This window comes from Pseudomonas sp. TE6283, from assembly GCF_054060555.1.
The window spans coordinates 44768-63239 of record NZ_JBSSDH010000006.1; the positions used below are offsets into that span (position 1 = coordinate 44768).

20 protein-coding genes are annotated in these 18472 nt (G+C 65.1%); 18 read left to right on the plus strand and 2 right to left on the minus strand.

From position 1 onward, the window contains the following. Positions 1-125 precede the first annotated feature (125 nt). Complete coding sequence (locus tag ACVWZ5_RS10560; protein WP_081100318.1) at positions 126-926, minus strand: substrate-binding periplasmic protein; 801 nt, start codon at positions 924-926, stop codon at positions 126-128. Between the two features lie 188 nt (positions 927-1114). On the opposite strand from ACVWZ5_RS10560, the gene ACVWZ5_RS10565 reads away from it, so the two are divergent. After that, positions 1115-1666, plus strand: coding sequence for an exonuclease domain-containing protein (locus ACVWZ5_RS10565; protein ID WP_062574681.1), 552 nt, complete (start codon positions 1115-1117; stop codon positions 1664-1666). Positions 1667-1739: 73 nt separating this feature from the next. Further along, positions 1740-2024, plus strand: coding sequence for a pyrimidine/purine nucleoside phosphorylase (gene ppnP, locus ACVWZ5_RS10570; protein ID WP_028692883.1), 285 nt, complete (start codon positions 1740-1742; stop codon positions 2022-2024). 61 nt (positions 2025-2085) lie between these two features. On the opposite strand, the gene ACVWZ5_RS10575 is transcribed toward ppnP, so the two are convergent. Beyond that, on the minus strand, positions 2086-2778 hold the full coding sequence (locus ACVWZ5_RS10575; RefSeq protein ID WP_062575756.1) for an alpha/beta family hydrolase: 693 nt from the start codon (positions 2776-2778) through the stop codon (positions 2086-2088). 49 nt (positions 2779-2827) lie between these two features. Here ACVWZ5_RS10575 and ccoN (ACVWZ5_RS10580) point away from each other — a divergent pair, with 49 nt between their 5' ends. From ccoN (ACVWZ5_RS10580) to ACVWZ5_RS10655, 16 genes are all read left to right on the plus strand, one after another. Continuing rightward, positions 2828-4252: a cytochrome-c oxidase, cbb3-type subunit I gene (gene ccoN / locus ACVWZ5_RS10580; RefSeq protein WP_062574682.1), complete on the plus strand. Its 1425-nt coding sequence runs from the start codon at positions 2828-2830 to the stop codon at positions 4250-4252. A 13-nt stretch (positions 4253-4265) separates the two neighbouring features. Beyond that, a complete protein-coding gene (ccoO, locus tag ACVWZ5_RS10585; protein WP_028692880.1) occupies positions 4266-4874 on the plus strand; it encodes a cytochrome-c oxidase, cbb3-type subunit II in 609 nt (202 codons plus the stop codon). A gap of 5 nt (positions 4875-4879) precedes the next feature. Next, the gene (locus ACVWZ5_RS10590) at positions 4880-5074 is read left to right on the plus strand and encodes a cbb3-type cytochrome oxidase subunit 3 (protein ID WP_028692879.1); all 195 of its coding nucleotides are present in this window, start codon (positions 4880-4882) and stop codon (positions 5072-5074) included. After that, positions 5071-6012 carry a cytochrome-c oxidase, cbb3-type subunit III gene (ccoP, locus tag ACVWZ5_RS10595; protein WP_028692878.1) on the plus strand — a complete coding sequence of 314 codons (942 nt, stop codon included), beginning with the start codon at positions 5071-5073 and terminating at the stop codon, positions 6010-6012. Before ACVWZ5_RS10590 ends, ccoP (ACVWZ5_RS10595) begins: the two co-directional genes overlap by 4 nt. Positions 6013-6443: 431 nt before the next feature. Continuing rightward, on the plus strand, positions 6444-7886 hold the full coding sequence (gene ccoN, locus ACVWZ5_RS10600; protein ID WP_028692877.1) for a cytochrome-c oxidase, cbb3-type subunit I: 1443 nt from the start codon (positions 6444-6446) through the stop codon (positions 7884-7886). After that, positions 7886-8494, plus strand: coding sequence for a cytochrome-c oxidase, cbb3-type subunit II (ccoO, locus tag ACVWZ5_RS10605; RefSeq protein ID WP_028692876.1), 609 nt, complete (start codon positions 7886-7888; stop codon positions 8492-8494). Before ccoN (ACVWZ5_RS10600) ends, ccoO (ACVWZ5_RS10605) begins: the two co-directional genes overlap by 1 nt. A gap of 5 nt (positions 8495-8499) precedes the next feature. Further along, entirely contained in the window at positions 8500-8691 is a 192-nt protein-coding gene (locus ACVWZ5_RS10610; protein ID WP_028692875.1) for a CcoQ/FixQ family Cbb3-type cytochrome c oxidase assembly chaperone, read from the plus strand. Next, positions 8688-9668 (plus strand): cytochrome-c oxidase, cbb3-type subunit III, encoded by a 981-nt coding sequence (gene ccoP / locus ACVWZ5_RS10615; protein ID WP_084942223.1) that lies wholly within the window; start codon positions 8688-8690, stop codon positions 9666-9668. The genes ACVWZ5_RS10610 and ccoP (ACVWZ5_RS10615) overlap by 4 nt, the downstream gene beginning before the upstream one ends. A gap of 311 nt (positions 9669-9979) precedes the next feature. After that, positions 9980-11395: a cytochrome c oxidase accessory protein CcoG gene (gene ccoG, locus ACVWZ5_RS10620; protein WP_069017297.1), complete on the plus strand. Its 1416-nt coding sequence runs from the start codon at positions 9980-9982 to the stop codon at positions 11393-11395. A 15-nt stretch (positions 11396-11410) separates the two neighbouring features. Continuing rightward, positions 11411-11938: a FixH family protein gene (locus ACVWZ5_RS10625; protein ID WP_062574684.1), complete on the plus strand. Its 528-nt coding sequence runs from the start codon at positions 11411-11413 to the stop codon at positions 11936-11938. Between the two features lie 129 nt (positions 11939-12067). Then, complete coding sequence (locus tag ACVWZ5_RS10630) at positions 12068-14539, plus strand: heavy metal translocating P-type ATPase (RefSeq protein WP_062574685.1); 2472 nt, start codon at positions 12068-12070, stop codon at positions 14537-14539. Next, a complete protein-coding gene (gene ccoS / locus ACVWZ5_RS10635) occupies positions 14521-14733 on the plus strand; it encodes a cbb3-type cytochrome oxidase assembly protein CcoS (protein WP_062574686.1) in 213 nt (70 codons plus the stop codon). The genes ACVWZ5_RS10630 and ccoS overlap by 19 nt, the downstream gene beginning before the upstream one ends. After that, positions 14726-15409, plus strand: coding sequence for a sulfite exporter TauE/SafE family protein (locus ACVWZ5_RS10640; RefSeq protein WP_062574687.1), 684 nt, complete (start codon positions 14726-14728; stop codon positions 15407-15409). The genes ccoS and ACVWZ5_RS10640 overlap by 8 nt, the downstream gene beginning before the upstream one ends. A gap of 127 nt (positions 15410-15536) precedes the next feature. Beyond that, complete coding sequence (hemN, locus tag ACVWZ5_RS10645) at positions 15537-16919, plus strand: oxygen-independent coproporphyrinogen III oxidase (RefSeq protein WP_457340598.1); 1383 nt, start codon at positions 15537-15539, stop codon at positions 16917-16919. A 187-nt stretch (positions 16920-17106) separates the two neighbouring features. Then, positions 17107-17841 (plus strand): Crp/Fnr family transcriptional regulator FnrA, encoded by a 735-nt coding sequence (gene fnrA / locus ACVWZ5_RS10650; RefSeq protein ID WP_011533044.1) that lies wholly within the window; start codon positions 17107-17109, stop codon positions 17839-17841. Between the two features lie 52 nt (positions 17842-17893). After that, the gene (locus ACVWZ5_RS10655) at positions 17894-18442 is read left to right on the plus strand and encodes an adenine phosphoribosyltransferase (RefSeq protein WP_028692867.1); all 549 of its coding nucleotides are present in this window, start codon (positions 17894-17896) and stop codon (positions 18440-18442) included. The last annotated feature ends 30 nt before the right edge of the window (positions 18443-18472 follow it).

Genomic DNA, 18472 nt, shown 5'->3' on the forward strand with positions numbered 1-18472 from the left:
GGGCAAACCTCCAGTTCCTGCGCGAGCGTCCTCGTGTCGCGAAAGGGCCGCTACAGGCACGTTTGCCTCGGACCCTGCACAATCCTGCACACTCATTACTGAATACGCGGCGGCCTAGTCGAAATTTAGTCGTGCGGGGCTTCGACGGTGATCTTGTAGGGCTGGAAGATGCGCAGCAGCTCGCCATTTTCCCGCAACTGACGCAACAGGCCGGCAAAGGCTTCGGGGCTGATGGAAGCCCCTGGACGCAGCAAGGCGTAGTGATGGTAGACCTGATCGACCCGTTGCGACGCCAGCAACTGTCCGGTGCTGTCCGGATTGCGCTTGAGGAAATCACTGAGGTACGAGCGGGTGACCAGGGCGATGTCAGCTCGCCCACGCTCGACCATGTTGAGGTTGCTGTCGTGGGAGTAGGTCAGCGTGGCACGGTAGCGCTTCTTCAACCAGGCCGGGTCCGCGTTGAAATCGGCAAAGGCATAGTGATAGCCATTGAACAGCGCCAGGCGCTTGCCCTCAAGATCGTCGAAGTAATGCTGGTCACGCCCTGACTGCTGGCGGCTGACGAAGATCTCGGCATCCTCCAGCCCCATGTCCACCGCCTTGTGCTCGATCTCCTGCCAGCCCCACTGCGGATTCTCGAAGATCGCCATGTCGGTGCGGCCCTGCTGGAAATCGCCGAAGCGCCGGGGAATCGAGGTGGGCACCAGGACGAAACGGTACAAGGACTGCAAGCGGTTCAGCGACTCCACCAACTGCGGCAGCAGACCGGTGTCGGCGCCCTGCTCCGGACGCACGGTGTAGGGCGGGAAATGCGCGGCCCCGATCTTCACTTCCCGCACCACCTCGGCCTGTGCCGCGGCATTCAGCAAAACCGTCGCGAACAGCAACAGGAAGGACGACAGCTTGGCACTGGGCAGTGGAATCAAGTCGGGACACTCATCACGGGTAAGGGCCTGAATGCGCCTAAGCTAGGCGTTTTCCCGCACGGGCACAACCGCCGAATATGCCAAAGTGCCAGGGGATGTCGTGAGCCTCGAGTTTGGCTACGCTCTACTGGCCAGCGCACGCGCCCCGGCAAGTGCGCAGGTTTTTCTGCATTGATAGGGAGCCTGGCATGGGCCACTGGTTGGTGATCGACCTGGAAGCCACCACCGACGACGGCGGCTGGCCGGTCACGGAGATGGAAATCATTGAAATCGGCGCAAGCCTGGTCACCCGCGACGGGCGCGAGGTCGACCACTTCCAGCGCTTCGTGCGGCCCCGGCGGCGGCCGCAGCTGACCTCCTTCTGTCGCGAGCTGACCCATATCGGCCAGGCCGAGGTCGATGCCGCCGCGCCCTTCCCCGAAGTCTGGGCCGCGTTCGAACGCTGGCTGGGTCATCACCAGGCACAATTGCAGGCCTGGGTAAGCTGGGGCGACTACGACCGCAAGCAACTGCTGCTGGAATGGCAGGCGCACCATGTGCGCAGCCTGCTGGAGCAACTGCCGCACATCAACCTCAAGCAACGCTTCGCCAAGGCCCGCCACCTGCAGCGTCCGGCGGGCCTGAACAGCGCCCTGCAACTGGCCGGCCTGCAGTTTGCCGGGCAACAGCACCGGGCCCTGGAAGACGCCCGCAACACCGCACGCCTGCTGCCCCTGAGCCTGCCGCCAAGCAGCACCTGAAACAGATGACGCAGGGGCGGGCCTTGGGCATACTGGCCAGCCCTTTTTTCAGTCCTTTTTCAGGAGTCGCCCGATGTTCAAGGTCAATGAGTACTTCGATGGCACCGTCAAGTCGATCGCCTTCGAAAGCAAGGAAGGTCCGGCCACCGTGGGTGTGATGGCCCCGGGCGAATACGAGTTCGGCACCGCCAAGCGCGAGATCATGCACGTAGTCTCCGGCGCCCTGAGCGTGAAGCTGCCAGGTAGCGACAACTGGGAAACCTTCAACGCTGGCGACAAGTTCAACGTGGCCGCCGACAGCAAGTTCCAGCTGAAGGTGGCCGTGGATACCGCTTACCTGTGCGAGTACCGCGACTGAGCTGAGGCCCTCATCGCGAGGCAAGCCCGCTCCCACGAAGAGCGGGCTTGCCTCGCGATGGCTACACCCGCAGGAAAGCCGCCACCCGCTCCGCCGCCGCCTGCATGTGCTGCTCATGACTGAACCCTGACGCCTTCAACGGCTTGAGGTCATGATCGGCCGCCACCAGCCAGCTCACCTCGATCGCCGGCGATAGCGCATACCCCGCCACCGCCTCACGATTGCCCAGGGCATCCCGCTCGCCCTGCACGATCAACGTTCGCGTATGCAGCCCGGCCAAGTGCTCCACGCGTGGCTTTTCAGGCTTGCCCACGGCATAGAACGGATATCCCAGGCACACCAGCGCATCGGCGCCCAGTTCGTCCGCCACGAGACTGGCCATGCGTCCGCCCATGGACTTGCCGCCGACAGCCAACCGCCCTGCGACCAATGGTCGCAGCTGGTCGTATACAGTCCGCCAGCATTCGAGCAACACCTTCTGCGGATTGGGCGGCCGCTTGCCGCCGTTCAGACGCCGCTCGGCCATGTAGGGGAACTCGAAGCGCACCACCCCTACCCCTTGCCCCGCCAGCCTTTGCGCCATGTCCTCCATGAACCTGCTGTCCATTGGCGCACCGGCGCCGTGGGCCAGGATCAGGCAGCTGGAAATGCCACGATCCTGCGGAATTTTCGGAGGATCGCAGCGCAAGCCTGGGACATTTCCGATCTTCGCCCATTGATCCCCGTCAATACCGGCACTTTGCCCATTAATCATGCTTGCCTCGCTGTCTAGCCTGCCTATAACCGTGGATGGGAACCCATACATGAACACAACCAGCAGTACCGCCTACAACTATCAGGTGGTCCGCCAATTCGCCATCATGACGGTGGTGTGGGGCATCGTCGGGATGGGGCTCGGCGTCTTCATCGCCGCCCAGCTCGCCTGGCCCGCCTTCAACCTCGACCTGCCGTGGACCAGCTTCGGCCGCCTGCGACCCTTGCACACCAACGCGGTGATCTTCGCCTTCGGCGGCTGTGCCCTGTTCGCCACCTCCTATTATTCGGTGCAACGCACCTGCCAGACCACCCTGTTCGCGCCACGCCTGGCCGCGTTCACCTTCTGGGGCTGGCAACTGGTGATCCTGCTGGCGGCGATCAGCCTGCCGCTGGGCTACACCAGCACCAAGGAATACGCCGAACTGGAATGGCCGATCGACATCCTGATCACCATCGTCTGGGTGGCCTATGCCGTGGTGTTCTTCGGCACGCTGATGAAGCGCAACACCAAGCACATCTACGTGGGCAACTGGTTCTTCGGCGCCTTCATCCTCACCGTGGCGATCCTGCATGTCGTCAACAACCTGGAAGTACCGGTCAGCCTGACCAAGTCCTACTCGCTGTACGCCGGCGCCACCGATGCCATGGTGCAGTGGTGGTACGGCCACAACGCCGTGGGCTTCTTCCTGACCGCCGGCTTCCTGGGGATGATGTACTACTACGTGCCCAAGCAGGCCGAGCGCCCGGTGTATTCGTATCGCCTGTCGATCGTCCACTTCTGGGCCCTGATCACCCTGTACATCTGGGCAGGCCCGCACCACCTGCACTACACCGCGCTGCCGGACTGGGCGCAGTCGCTGGGCATGATCATGTCGCTGATCCTGCTGGCGCCAAGCTGGGGCGGCATGATCAACGGCATGATGACCCTCTCGGGCGCCTGGCATAAGCTGCGCAGCGACCCGATCCTGCGCTTCCTGGTCGTCTCGCTGGCGTTCTACGGCATGTCCACCTTCGAAGGCCCGATGATGGCCATCAAGACGGTCAACGCCCTGTCCCACTACACCGACTGGACCATCGGCCACGTCCACGCCGGCGCCCTCGGCTGGGTGGCGATGATCTCCATCGGCGCGTTGTACCACACCATCCCGAAAGTGTTCGGCAAGGAGCGCATGTACAGCCTCGGGCTGATCAACGCGCACTTCTGGCTGGCCACCATCGGCACCGTGCTCTACATCGCCTCGATGTGGGTCAACGGCATTGCCCAGGGCCTGATGTGGCGCGCGGTCAACAGCGACGGCACGCTGACCTACTCGTTCGTCGAAACCCTGGTGGCCAGCCACCCAGGCTTCGTCGTGCGCTTCGTCGGCGGCGCGATCTTCCTCAGCGGCATGTTCCTGATGGCCTGGAACACCTGGCGCACCGTGCGTGCCCCGGCCGCCGAGCAAGCCCCCGCCAACGCCCAGCTGGCTTGAGGAGTAGAGCCTGATGAACCATGAAGTCGTTGAGAAAAACATAGGCCTGATGGCCCTGCTGATGGTGTTCGCCGTCAGCATCGGCGGCCTGACCCAGATCGTCCCGCTGTTCTTCCAGGACGTCACCAACAAGCCGGTCGAGGGCATGAAGCCCTACACCGCCCTGCAACTCGAAGGCCGCGACATCTACATCCGCGAAGGCTGCGTGGGCTGCCACTCGCAGATGGTCCGGCCATTCCGCGCCGAGACCGAGCGCTACGGCCACTACTCGGTGGCCGGCGAGAGCGTATGGGACCATCCGTTCCTGTGGGGCTCCAAGCGTACCGGTCCGGACCTGGCCCGCGTCGGCGGCCGCTACTCGGACGACTGGCACCGCGCGCACCTGTACAACCCGCGCAACGTGGTACCGGAATCGAAGATGCCGTCATACCCATGGCTGGTGGCCGCGCAGGTCGACAACAGCCACACCGACGTCAAGATGCGTGTCCTGCGCGGCCTCGGCGTGCCCTACAGCGACGACGACATCGCCGGCGCGAAGGACGCGGTCAAGGGCAAGACCGAGATGGACGCACTGGTCGCCTACCTGCAGGTGCTCGGCACCGCGATCAAGAACAAGAGGTGAGTGCGATGGAAATGGACATCGGCATGATCCGCGGCCTGGGCACCCTGGTGGTGATGATCGCCTTCATCGGCCTGTCGCTCTGGGTGTTCAACCGTCGCCGCGACCGTGATTTCGCCGAAGCGCGCCTGCTGCCCTTCGTCGACGACCGCCTGCCCCCCGCCGGGCAGGAACCTGCCGTATTGAGGAGTACCCAGCAATGACCACCTTCTGGAGTACGTACATCAGCGTACTGACCATCGGCAGCCTGATCGGCCTGACCTGGCTGCTGCTCGCCACCCGAAAAGGCCAGAGCAGCGACACCACCGACCAGACCATGGGCCACAGCTTCGACGGCATCGAGGAGTACGACAACCCGCTGCCCAAGTGGTGGTTCTGGCTGTTCGTCGGCACACTGGTGTTCTCGGTCGGCTACCTGATCCTCTACCCGGGCCTGGGCAACTGGAAAGGCATCCTGCCTGGCTACGAGAATGGCTGGACCCAGGTGGACGAGTGGCAGAAAGAGATGGACAAGGCCGACGCCAAGTTCGGCCCGATCTTCGCCAAGTATGCCGCCATGCCGGTGGAGGAAGTGGCCAAGGACCCGCAGGCACTGAAAATGGGCAGCCGGCTGTTCGCCTCCAACTGCTCGGTGTGCCACGGCTCCGACGCCAAGGGCTCCTACGGCTTCCCCAACCTGACCGACAACGACTGGCGCTGGGGTGGCGAGCCGGAGACCATCAAGGCCTCGATCATGAACGGCCGCCACGGCGTCATGCCGGGCTGGTCCACGGTGATCGGCGAGCAGGGCGTGGCCGATGTGGCAGCCTTCGTGCTGACCAACCTCGATGGCCGCAGCCTGCCGGAAGGCGTCAAGGCCGACCCGGCCAAGGGCCAGGAAATCTTCGCCACAAACTGCGTGGCCTGCCACGGGCCTGAAGGCAAGGGCACCCCGGCCATGGGCGCGCCGAACCTGACCCATCCGCAGGCGTTCATCTACGGCTCGAGCTTCGCCCAGCTGCAGCAGACCATCCGTTACGGCCGTCAGGGCCAGATGCCGGCGCAGCACGACATCCAGGGCAACGACAAGGTCCACCTGCTGGCGGCCTATGTGTATAGCCTGTCGCAAGAGCAAGCAGCAGAAACCGTAACAGCCAAGTAAAACCCCGTGGGAGCGGTAGTGCGCCGCTCCCACGACTCCCTCCCTCGCCCCTCCCCGCCTTGCACCCCCTCCGAACGCAACTAAGCTTGTTGCCACAGTGGCTCCGCTCGCAGCGACCGGAACAGACGTGGTGCACAGCCTGACATCACGCATCGACTCCACGCTCACGAGCCTGCGGCTTTGGGATGACGCCTTGCGTGCCCGTCCCGATCAAAAAGCTTGACCGAACGATCAGAAAAACATGGAAAACGGTACACATTACAAATATTTATTTGTGTACAATCATCCAGCCCAAAAACCGCGGGACGGCGGTGAGAAGGGCCTGGACACGGGTCGGCGCAGGTTTCCTTGCGTTGCCATAACCCTGGTGGTTATCGATACTGGCGCCGATTTACCAACCAACAAGAACACCCAAACCGTGGAACCTTAGAATGAGCACTGCAATCAGTCCGACTGCTTATAACTATAAGGTCGTCCGCCAGTTCGCCATCATGACGGTGGTCTGGGGGATCCTTGGCATGGGGCTCGGCGTCTTCATCGCCTCGCAACTGGTATGGCCCCAGCTCAACCTGGACCTGCCATGGACGAGCTTCGGCCGCCTGCGCCCACTGCACACCAACCTGGTGATCTTCGCCTTCGGTGGCTGCGCCCTGTTCGGCACCAGCTACTACGTGGTGCAGCGTACCTGCCAGACCCGCCTGATCTCCGACAGCATGGCCGCCTTCACCTTCTGGGGCTGGCAGGCGGTGATCGTCGGCGCGCTGATCACCCTGCCGATGGGCTTCACCACCACCAAGGAATACGCCGAGCTCGAGTGGCCGCTGGCGATCCTGCTGGCCATCGTCTGGGTCACCTACGCCCTGGTGTTCTTCGGCACCATCGTCAAGCGCAAGACCAAGCACATCTACGTCGGCAACTGGTTCTACGGCGCGTTCATCGTGGTCACCGCGATGCTGCACATCGTCAACCACATCTCGCTGCCGGTGAGCCTGTTCAAGTCCTACTCGGCCTACGCCGGCGCCACCGACGCGATGATCCAGTGGTGGTACGGGCACAATGCCGTGGGCTTCTTCCTCACCACCGGCTTCCTCGGGATGATGTACTACTTCGTGCCCAAGCAGGCCGAACGCCCGATCTACTCCTATCGCCTGTCGATCGTGCACTTCTGGGCGCTGATCACCCTGTACATCTGGGCCGGCCCCCACCACCTGCACTACACCGCGCTGCCGGACTGGGCGCAGTCACTGGGCATGGTGATGTCGATCATCCTCCTGGCGCCGAGCTGGGGCGGCATGATCAACGGCATGATGACCCTCTCGGGGGCCTGGCATAAGCTACGTACCGACCCGATCCTGCGCTTCTTGGTGGTGTCGCTGGCGTTCTACGGCATGTCCACCTTCGAAGGCCCGATGATGGCCATCAAGACGGTCAACTCACTGTCGCACTACACCGACTGGACCATCGGCCACGTCCACGCCGGCGCCCTCGGCTGGGTGGCGATGATCTCGATCGGCGCGGTCTACCACATGATCCCGAAACTCTACGGCCGCGATCAGATGCACAGCGTCGGCCTGATCAACGCGCACTTCTGGCTGGCCACCATCGGCACCGTGCTGTACATCGCCTCGATGTGGGTCAACGGCATCACCCAAGGCCTGATGTGGCGCGCCATCAACGACGACGGCACCCTCACCTACTCCTTCGTCGAAGCCCTGCAGGCCAGCCACGCGGGTTACATCGTCCGCGCCCTGGGCGGTGCGTTCTTCGCCTCCGGCATGCTGCTGATGGCCTACAACGTGCTGCGTACCGTGCGCGCCGCCAACCCGGTTCAGGCTGAGGAAGCCGCCAAGATCGTCGTCGTGGGAGCCCACTGATGAAGCATGAAGCAGTCGAGAAGAATATCGGCCTGATGGCCTTCTTCATGGTCATCGCCGTCAGCGTCGGTGGCCTCACCCAGATCGTCCCGCTGTTCTTCCAGGACGTCACCAACAAGCCGGTCGAGGGCATGAAGCCACGTACCGCGCTCGAGGTCGAGGGCCGCGACATCTACATCCGCGAAGGCTGCGTGGGTTGCCACTCGCAAATGATCCGGCCGTTCCGCGCCGAGACCGAACGCTACGGCCACTATTCGGTGGCCGGCGAGAGCGTGTGGGACCACCCGTTCCTGTGGGGCTCCAAGCGTACCGGGCCCGACCTGGCCCGCGTCGGCGGTCGCTACTCGGACGACTGGCACCGCGCCCACCTGTACAACCCGCGCAACGTGGTACCGGAATCGAAGATGCCGTCGTACCCGTGGCTGGTGGAAAACAAGCTCGACGGCAAGGACACCGCCAAGAAGATGGAAGTGCTGCGCACCCTGGGCACGCCGTACACCGACGAGGACATCGCCGGCGCCCGCGACGCCGTCAAGGGCAAGACCGAGATGGACGCCATCGTGGCGTACCTGCAAGGCCTTGGCACCCTCATCAAAAGCAAACGGTGACACTGATGGATATCGGGATGATTCGCGGCCTGGGCACCGTCGTGGTGCTGGTGGCCTTCGTGGGCCTGGCGCTGTGGGTGTTCAGCCCGCGGCGCAAGCAGGAATTCGACGAAGCGACGCAATTGCCGTTCGCGGACGATCCAGAAGCCACCCGCCACGTCGAGCAAGCAAAAGCTTCTAGGAGCAAACAACAATGACAACCTTCTGGAGTCTGTACGTCACCGTCCTGACCCTGGGCACCATCTTCGCCTTGACCTGGCTGCTGCTGTCGACCCGCAAGGGCCAGCGCGAAGAGATCACCGACGAAGTCGTCGGCCACGCCTTCGACGGCATCGAGGAGTACGACAACCCGCTGCCGAAATGGTGGTTCTGGCTGTTCGTCGGCACCGTCGTCTTCGCCCTCGGCTACCTGGTGCTGTACCCGGGCCTGGGCAACTGGAAAGGCATCCTGCCGGGCTACGCCTACGTCGACAACGACAAGAAGACCGAGTTCTCCAACGGCCAGGCCGGCTGGACCGGCGTGCACGAATGGGAAAAGGAAATGGCCAAGGCCGACGCCCGCTTCGGGCCGATCTTCGCCAAGTTCGCCGCCATGCCGCTGGAGGAGGTGGCCAAGGACCCGCAGGCCCTGAAGATGGGCGCTCGCCTGTTCGCCTCCAACTGCTCGGTATGCCACGGTTCCGACGCCCGCGGCGCCTACGGCTTCCCCAACCTGACCGACAACGACTGGCGTTGGGGCGGTGAGCCGGAGACCATCAAGACCACCATCATGAACGGTCGCCACGGCGTGATGCCGGGCTGGGCCACGGTGATCGGCGAACAGGGCGTGGCGGACGTGGCGGCCTTCGTGCTGACCAACCTGGACGGGCGCAAGCTGCCCGAGGACGCCAAGGCCGACCCGGCCAAGGGCCAGCAGATCTTCGCCACCAACTGCGTGGCCTGCCACGGCCCCGAGGGCAAGGGCACCCCGGCCATGGGCGCGCCGAACCTGACTCATCCGCAGGCGTTCATCTACGGCTCGAGCTTCGCCCAGTTGCAGCAGACCATCCGCTATGGCCGTCAGGGGCAGATGCCGGCCCAGGCGCAGATGCAGGGCAACGACAAGGTCCATCTGCTGGCGGCCTACGTCTACAGCCTGTCGCACCAGGAGCAACAAGAGCCAAAAGCCGAGTGATGGGTCAAACGTGGGAGCGGCGGTGCGCCGCTGCGACTTGCCCCGCGATGGCCGTGAAGCGGAAACCGCCATCGCGGGGCAAGCCCGCTCCCACGTTCATTCGAGCATAAAACGAGCCGAAACTGACCTGAATCAATTGACACCCGCCATAACACGATTCACACCACGAACCCAACGCGACTAAAGGTCGCAGCGCGCCCCGCACGCGCCATCTCAGGCGTATCATGGGCCGCAGAGCGCTAGCAGAACGCGCGAGACTGCGGCCGGCACGCACTGGCCGCGGCATTTCTCCACTGCCGTGGGACTTGATGATGAGCAAGCAAATTCCGGTACATGACGTCACCCCGCCTGCCAGCAAAGGGAAGGATTCCGTCGACCTCTACGCCTCGCGCGAAAAAATCTACACCCGCGCCTTCACCGGCATCTTCCGCAGGCTGCGGATGGTCGGTGGCGCGGCGCTGTTTTTGCTGTACTTCGGCACCGTCTGGCTGAACTGGGGCGGCCACCAGGCCGTCTGGTGGAACCTGCCTGAACGCAAGTTCTACATCTTCGGCGCCACCATCTGGCCCCAGGACTTCATCCTGCTCTCGGGGATCCTCATCGTCGCCGCCTTCGGCCTGTTCTTCATCACCGTGTATGCAGGGCGGGTCTGGTGCGGCTACACCTGCCCGCAAAGCGTCTGGACCTGGGTGTTCATGTGGTGCGAGAAAGTCACCGAGGGTGATCGCAACCAGCGCATGAAACTGGACAAGGCGCCCATGAGCGCCAACAAGTTCCTGCGCAAGCTGGCCAAGCACAGCCTGTGGCTGCTGATAGGCTTCGTCACCGGCATGACCTTCGTCGGCTACTTCTCACCGATCCGCGAGCTGGCCATCGAGTTCTTTACCGGCCAGGCCGATGGCTGGGCCTACTTCTGGGTCGGTTTCTTCACGCTGGCCACCTACGGCAACGCCGGCTGGCTGCGCGAGCAGGTGTGCATCTACATGTGCCCGTACGCGCGCTTCCAGAGCGTGATGTTCGACAAGGACACCCTGATCGTCTCCTACGACCCGCGCCGCGGCGAGACCCGCGGCCCGCGCAAGAAAGACATCGACTACAAGGCCAAGGGCCTGGGCGACTGCATCGACTGCACCATGTGTGTGCAGGTCTGCCCCACCGGCATCGATATCCGTGATGGCTTGCAGATCGAGTGCATCGGCTGCGCCGCCTGCATCGACGCCTGCGACAGCATCATGGACAAGATGAACTATCCCAAGGGCCTGATCAGCTATACCACCGAGCACAACCTGTCCGGGCAGAAGACCCACATGCTGCGCCCGCGCCTGATCGGCTACGCCCTGGTGCTGCTGGTGATGATCGGCGCCTTGGTCACCGCTTTCGCCACCCGTTCGCTGATCGGTTTCGACGTGGCCAAGGACCGCGTGCTGTACCGCGAGAACGCCCAGGGGCGGATCGAGAACGTCTACAGCCTGAAGGTGATGAACAAGGACCAGCACGACCACGTCTACGTGCTCGACGCCGCTGGCCTGCCCGACCTCAAGCTCGAAGGCCAGCGCGAGATACGCGTCACCGCCGGCGACATCGTCAACCTGCCGGTGCAGTTGTCGGTCGCCCCTGAACAACTGCCCTCGACCACCAACGAAATCACCTTCATCCTCAAGGACGCCGACGACAGCGCCAACCAGGTTGAAGCCAAGAGCCGTTTCATCGGCCCACAGATCCGCTGAGAGAGAACATCGACAATGCCTGCAGCCACCGCCGCCAGCCCCTGGTACAAGCACCTCTGGCCCTGGATCATCATCGGCATCCTGGCCACCTCGGTGTGCCTGAGCCTGACCATGGTCAGCATTGCCGTGCGCAACCCGGACAACCTGGTCAACGACAACTACTACGAGGCCGGCAAGGGCATCAACCGCTCGCTGGACCGCGAGCTGCTGGCCCAGACCCTCAACCTCAAGGCCAGCGTGCACCTGGACGAGCTGACCGGCGAGGTGGAGGTGCGCCTGACCGGCAACAGCGACCCGCAGGCGCTGGAACTGAACCTGATCTCGCCGACCCAGCCGGACAAGGACCGCAAGGTGCCGCTGATCCGCGCCGAGCAAGGCCGCTATGTCGGCCAGCTCGACGACAAGGTCCAGGGGCGGCGCTTCGTCGAGCTGCTGGGCAGCCAGGATGAGCATGTGTGGCGGTTGTTCGAGGAGGAGAAGGTCGAGCATGGGGTGACCTTGCAACTGGGGGATGAAGCGCTGCAAGGGGCCGAGCACCAGTAACGGCGATATCACCAAACCTCGTGGGAGCGGGCTTGCCCCGCGATGGGGCCGGGCCTGAAAACGAGTATCCCGGGCCCATCGCGGGGCAAGCCCGCTCCCACGAGCCCGCACCGGCAAGAAGAGATGTCGATGACCCACCCCACCCCCTGCTACCACTGCGCCCTGCCCGTCCCCGCCGGCAGCCGCTTCACCGCCGTGGTCCTTGGCGATCCGCGACAGTTCTGCTGCCCCGGCTGCCAGGCAGTGGCCGAGTCCATCGTCGCCGGTGGCCTGGAGCACTACTACCAGCACCGCAGTGACACCAGCGCCAACCCCGAGGCCCTGCCCCGCCAGCTCCAGGATGAACTGGCGCTGTATGACCGCAGCGACGTGCAGCAATCCTTCGTGCGCCATGCCGGGGAGCTGGCCGAAACCATCCTGATGGTCGAGGGCATCAGCTGCGCCGCCTGCGGCTGGCTGATCGAGAAGCACCTGCGCAACCTGCCTGGCGTCGACGACGCCCGCCTCAACCTGTCCAACCACCGCCTGCTGGTCAGCTGGGACGACCAGCAACTGCCGCTGTCCAGGCTGCTGGCCGAGCTGCGCCAGATCGGCTACGCCGCCCACCCCTACCAGCCCGACCAGGCCGCCGAACAGCTGGCCCGGGAGAACCGCGGCGCCCTGCGCCGCCTGGGCGTGGCCGGGCTGCTGTGGTTCCAGGCGATGATGGCGACCATGGCCACCTGGCCGGAATTCAACATCGACCTGTCGCCCGAGCTGCACACCATCCTGCGCTGGGTCGCACTGTTCCTCACCACTCCCATCGTGTTCTACAGCTGCGCGCCGTTCTTCAAGGGCGCGGCCCGCGACCTGCGCACCCGCCACCTGACCATGGACGTCTCGGTGTCGCTGGCCATCGCCCTGGCCTACTGCGCCGGGATCTGGACCGCGATCACCGGCAGTGGCGAGCTGTACTTCGACACCGTCGGCATGTTCGCCTTGTTCCTGCTCACTGGCCGCTACCTCGAACGCCGCGCCCGCGAGCGCACCGCGGCAGCCACCGCGCAGCTGGTCAACCTGTTGCCGGCCTCGTGCCTGCGCCTGGACGCCAACGGCCAGGGCGAGCGCATCCTGCTCGGCGAACTGCAGTGCGGCGACCGGGTGCAGGTGCTGCCTGGCGCGGTGATCCCGGCCGACGGGCTGATCGTCGACGGTCGCTCCAGCGTCGACGAATCGCTGCTGACCGGCGAATACCTGCCCCTGGCGCGCCGCGTTGGCGACCGGGTGACCGGCGGCACCCTCAACGTCGAGAGCGCCCTCACCGTCGAAGTCCAGGCCCTGGGCCAGGACTCGCGCCTCTCGGCCATCGTCCGCCTGCTGGAGCGCGCCCAGTCGGAAAAACCGCGCCTGGCGGAAATCGCCGACCGCGCCTCGCAGTGGTTCCTGCTGTTCACCCTGGTGGCCGCCGCCGTGATCGGCGTGGTCTGGTGGCAACTGGATGCGCCACGGGCGTTCTGGATCGTCCTGGCCATGCTGGTCGCCACCTGCCCCTGCGCCCTGTCGCTGGCCACGCCGACTGCCCTCACCGCGGCCACCGGCAGCCTGCACAAGCTCGGCCTGCTGATCACCCGCGGGCATGTGCTGGAGGGGCTGAACCAGATCGACACGGTGATCTTCGACAAGACCGGCACCCTCACCGAGGGCCGCCTGGCCCTGCGCAGCGTGCGCCCGCTGGGCCAACTGGACAGCGACCAGTGCCTGGCGCTGGCCGCCGCCCTGGAAAACCGTTCCGAGCATCCCATCGCCCGCGCCTTCGGCCGCGCCGCCCAGGCCGCCGAAAGCGTCAGCACCCTGCCGGGGTTGGGCCTGGAAGGCGAGTTGGCCGGCCAGCACCTGCGCATCGGCCAGGCCGCCTTCGTCTGCGCCCTCAGCGGCGCCGAGGTCCCCGCCGTGCCGGAGCCACGCGGCCAATGGCTGCTGCTGGGCGACCGGCAAGGGCCGCTGGCCTGGTTCGCCCTGGACGACCGACTGCGCGATGACGCCCAGGACCTGGTGGCCGCCTGCAAGGCCCGCGGTTGGCAAACGCTGCTGCTGTCCGGCGACAGCTCGCCGATGGTCGCGGAAGTGGCCGCGCAGCTGGGCATCGACCAGGCCGTCGGCGGCCTGCGCCCGGACGACAAGCTCGCCCGCCTCAAGGCCCTGCAAGGTGAAGGACGCAAGGTGCTGATGCTTGGCGACGGCGTCAACGACGTGCCGGTGCTGGCCGCCGCCGACATCAGCATCGCCATGGGCAGCGCCACCGACCTTGCCAAGACCAGCGCCGACGCGGTGCTGCTGTCCAACCGCCTGCAAGCGCTGGTGCAGGCCTTCGACCTGGCCCGCCGGACCCGCCGCAATATTGTCGAGAACCTGCTCTGGGCGACGCTGTACAATGGCCTCATGCTGCCGTTCGCCGCGCTCGGCTGGATCACCCCGGTGTGGGCGGCGATCGGCATGTCGGTCAGTTCGCTGATCGTGGTGCTCAACGCCCTGCGCCTGACCCGGCTGCCCGCCGATGCGGCGCCGGCCGGGCGCGAGCCGGCGTCGCTCGAAAGGAAACCGCTATGCCCGCCCTCTACGTGATGATCCCCGCCGCCCTGCTGCTGGTCGGCGTCGCCGTGTACATCTTCTTCTGGGCGGTGGACAGCGGCCAGTACGACGACCTCGAAGGCCCGGCCCACAGCATCCTGTTCGATGACCAGGATCCGCGCCATCAGGCCGCCGTGAAGCCCGGGGACGAACAGCCCGACGACCAGGACCCCTCGCCACGTGCCTGAACTGATTCCGCTCCTGGGCTCGGCGCTGGTCCTGGGCCTGCTCGGCGGCGGCCACTGCCTGGGCATGTGCGGCGGCCTGATGGGCGCCCTCACCCTGGCCATCCCACCCGAGCAACGCGGCCGACGCCTGCGCCTGCTGCTGGCCTACAACCTCGGGCGCATCCTCAGCTATGCCGCCGCCGGCCTGCTGTTGGGCCTGGCCGGCGTGGCGCTGGCCAGCAGCCCGCTGGCCATCGGCTTGCGCGTCATCGCGGCGCTGCTGTTGATCTGCATGGGTCTGTACCTGGCCGGCTGGTGGAGCGGCCTGACCCGTATCGAGGCGCTCGGCCGCGGCCTGTGGCGCCATGTGCAACCCGTGGCCACCCGACTGCTGCCGGTGTCCAGCCTGCCTCGCGCCCTGCTGCTGGGCGCCCTGTGGGGCTGGCTGCCGTGCGGGCTGGTGTACAGCACCCTGCTGTGGGCGGCGAGCCAGGGCGATGCGCTGCACAGCGCGACGCTGATGCTGGCGTTCGGCGTCGGCACCTGGCCGGTGTTGCTGGCCACGGGGCTCGCGGCGGAGCGCGTGGGCGCCCTGTTGCGCAAGCGCGGTGTGCGCGTGGCTGGCGGATTGCTCGTGATCCTGTTTGGTCTGTGGACATTGCCAGGGCCGCATCAACACTGGTTGATGGGGCACTGATCGCGGGGCAAGCCCGCCCCACGCCAGCCCGGCGACGCTCGCCAACTCACCTTGATACAAATCAACACGACTTCTTACATCCGCCCCTAGACTCCGGACACTGCAGCTCTATCCGGGGACCACCCACATGCTCGACGACCTACGCTGGGACGCCGACCTGATTCGTCGCTACGATCTGGCCGGGCCACGCTACACCTCCTATCCGACCGCCGTGCAGCTGCACGGCGAAGTGGGCTCGTTCGACCTGCTTCACGCCCTGCGCGAAAGCCGCCGCGCCACGCGCCCGCTGTCGCTCTACGTGCACGTGCCGTTCTGCGCCAACATCTGCTACTACTGCGCCTGCAACAAAGTCATCACCAAGGATCGTGGCCGCGCCGCGCCCTACCTGCAGCGCCTGGAGCAGGAGATCCAACTGGTCGCCTGCCACCTCGACCCGAAACAGGTGGTCGAGCAGCTGCACTTCGGCGGCGGCACGCCGACTTTCCTCAGCCATGTGGAACTGCGCCAGCTGATGGCCACCCTGCGCCAGCACTTCCACCTGCTGGACGACGACTCCGGCGACTACGGCATCGAGATCGACCCCCGCGAGGCCGACTGGTCGACCATGGGCCTGCTGCGCGAGCTGGGCTTCAACCGCGTCAGCCTCGGCGTGCAGGACCTCGATCCGGCCGTGCAACGCGCGGTCAACCGCCTGCAGAGCCTGGAGCAGACCCGCACCCTGATCGAGGCGGCGCGCACCCTGCAGTTCCGCTCGATCAACCTCGACCTGATCTACGGCCTGCCCAAGCAGACCCCGGAAGGCTTCGCCCGCACCGTCGAGGAAGTGATCCGCCTGCAGCCCGACCGTCTGTCGGTATTCAACTACGCACACCTGCCCGAGCGCTTCATGCCCCAGCGGCGCATCGACAGCGCCGACCTGCCGGCACCGGCGACCAAGCTGGAAATGCTCCACGCCACCATCGACCAACTGACTGCCGCCGGCTACCGCTACATCGGCATGGATCACTTCGCCCTGCCCGACGACGAGCTGGCCATCGCCCAGGAGGAAGGCACCCTGCAGCGCAACTTCCAGGGCTACACCACCCACGGCCACTGCGACCTGATCGGCCTGGGCGTGTCGGCAATCAGCCAGATCGGCGACCTGTACTGCCAGAACAGCAGCGACCTCAACACCTACCAGGACACCCTTTCCACCGCCCAGCTGGCGACCCAGCGCGGCCTTTTGTGCAACCAGGACGACCGCCTGCGCCGGGCGGTGATCCAGCAACTGATCTGCCACTTCGAACTGGATTTCGAGGCGATCGAGCAGGCCTTCACCATCGATTTTCGCGGCTATTTCAAAGAGCTGTGGCCGCAGCTGCAGGCCATGCAGCGCGACGGCCTGATCAACCTGGACGCCAAGGGCATCCGCATCCTGCCAGCCGGCCGCCTGCTGGCGCGCTCGGTATGCATGGTGTTCGACGCCTACCTCGCGCAGCAGAATCGCCAGCGTTTCTCCCGGGTGATCTGAGGCGATTGAGGCGTTTCACCACATGGACAGCCCGCCTTTCGAGGCACACTATGGATAGTTGAACGGTAGCGGAACACCCCTTCCCTGCCGCCGCTAGCGTGCACCAAAAATGCGCACACTGGCCTACAGCCCATGCCACAGGTTATCCTTACGGCTTATGTGTGCTTTCCCACAAGGATCGAAAGAAATGTCCGAGCCAGTAAAACTGCGCCCACACAACCAGGCCCACTGCAAGGATTGCAGCCTGGCCCCCCTGTGCCTGCCCCTGTCCCTGAACCTGGAAGACATGGATGCACTGGATGAAATCGTCAAACGCGGTCGCCCGTTGAAGAAAGGCGAGTTCCTGTTCCGCCAGGGTGACAATTTCGGCTCGGTCTATGCGGTCCGCTCTGGCGCCCTGAAAACCTTCAGCCTCAGCGATGCCGGCGAGGAACAGATCACCGGCTTCCACCTGCCCAGCGAGCTGGTCGGCCTGTCGGGCATGGACACCGAAGCCTATCCGGTGTCGGCCCAGGCCCAGGAAACCACCTCGGTGTGCGAGATCCCCTTCGAGCGCCTCGACGAACTGTCGGTGCAACTGCCGCAGCTGCGCCGCCAGCTGATGCGGGTGATGAGCCGCGAGATCCGCGACGACCAGCAGATGATGCTGCTGCTGTCGAAGAAGACCGCCGACGAGCGCATCGCCACCTTCCTGGTCAACCTGTCGGCGCGCTTCCGCGCCCGCGGCTACTCGGCCAACCAGTTCCGCCTGAGCATGTCGCGCAACGAGATTGGCAACTACCTGGGCCTGGCGGTGGAAACCGTGTCGCGGGTGTTCACCCGCTTCCAGCAGAACGGCCTGCTCAAGGCCGAGGGCAAGGAAGTGCACATCCTCGACCCGATCCAGCTGTGCGCGCTGGCCGGTGGTGCGCTCGAAGCCTGATCGCCGCGTGAACAGGGTATACTGGCGCCGAGTTTTTCCAGGATACCCGCCCATGCACAGCGACACCTTCGACCTCAAAGCCCTGATCCGCCCGGTAGTGGACTTTCCCAAGCCGGGCGTGATCTTCCGCGACATTACCCCGCTGTTCCAGTCGCCGCGCGGACTGCGCTATGTCGCCGACCAGTTCATCGAGCGCTATGTCGAGGCCGAGTTCAGCCATATCGGTGCCATGGACGCGCGGGGTTTCCTGATCGGCTCGATCATCGCCCACCAGTTGAACAAGCCGCTGATCCTGTTCCGCAAGCAGGGCAAGCTGCCGGCCGACGTGTTGAGCGAGGGTTACCAGACCGAATACGGCGAGGCCTTCCTGGAAGTGCATGCCGACAGCCTCTGTGAAGGCGACTCGGTATTGATCTTCGATGACCTGATCGCCACCGGCGGCACCCTGCTGGCCGCAGCCAACCTGGTGCGCCGCACCGGTGCCCAGGTGTTCGAGGCGGCGGCGATCATCGACCTGCCGGAACTGGAAGGTTCACGCCGCCTGCAGGCGGCCGGGGTGCCGACCTTCTGCCTTACCGAGTTTTCCCTTAGCGAATACTGAGTTCGCGTCCAGAACGATCGCGGGGCAAGT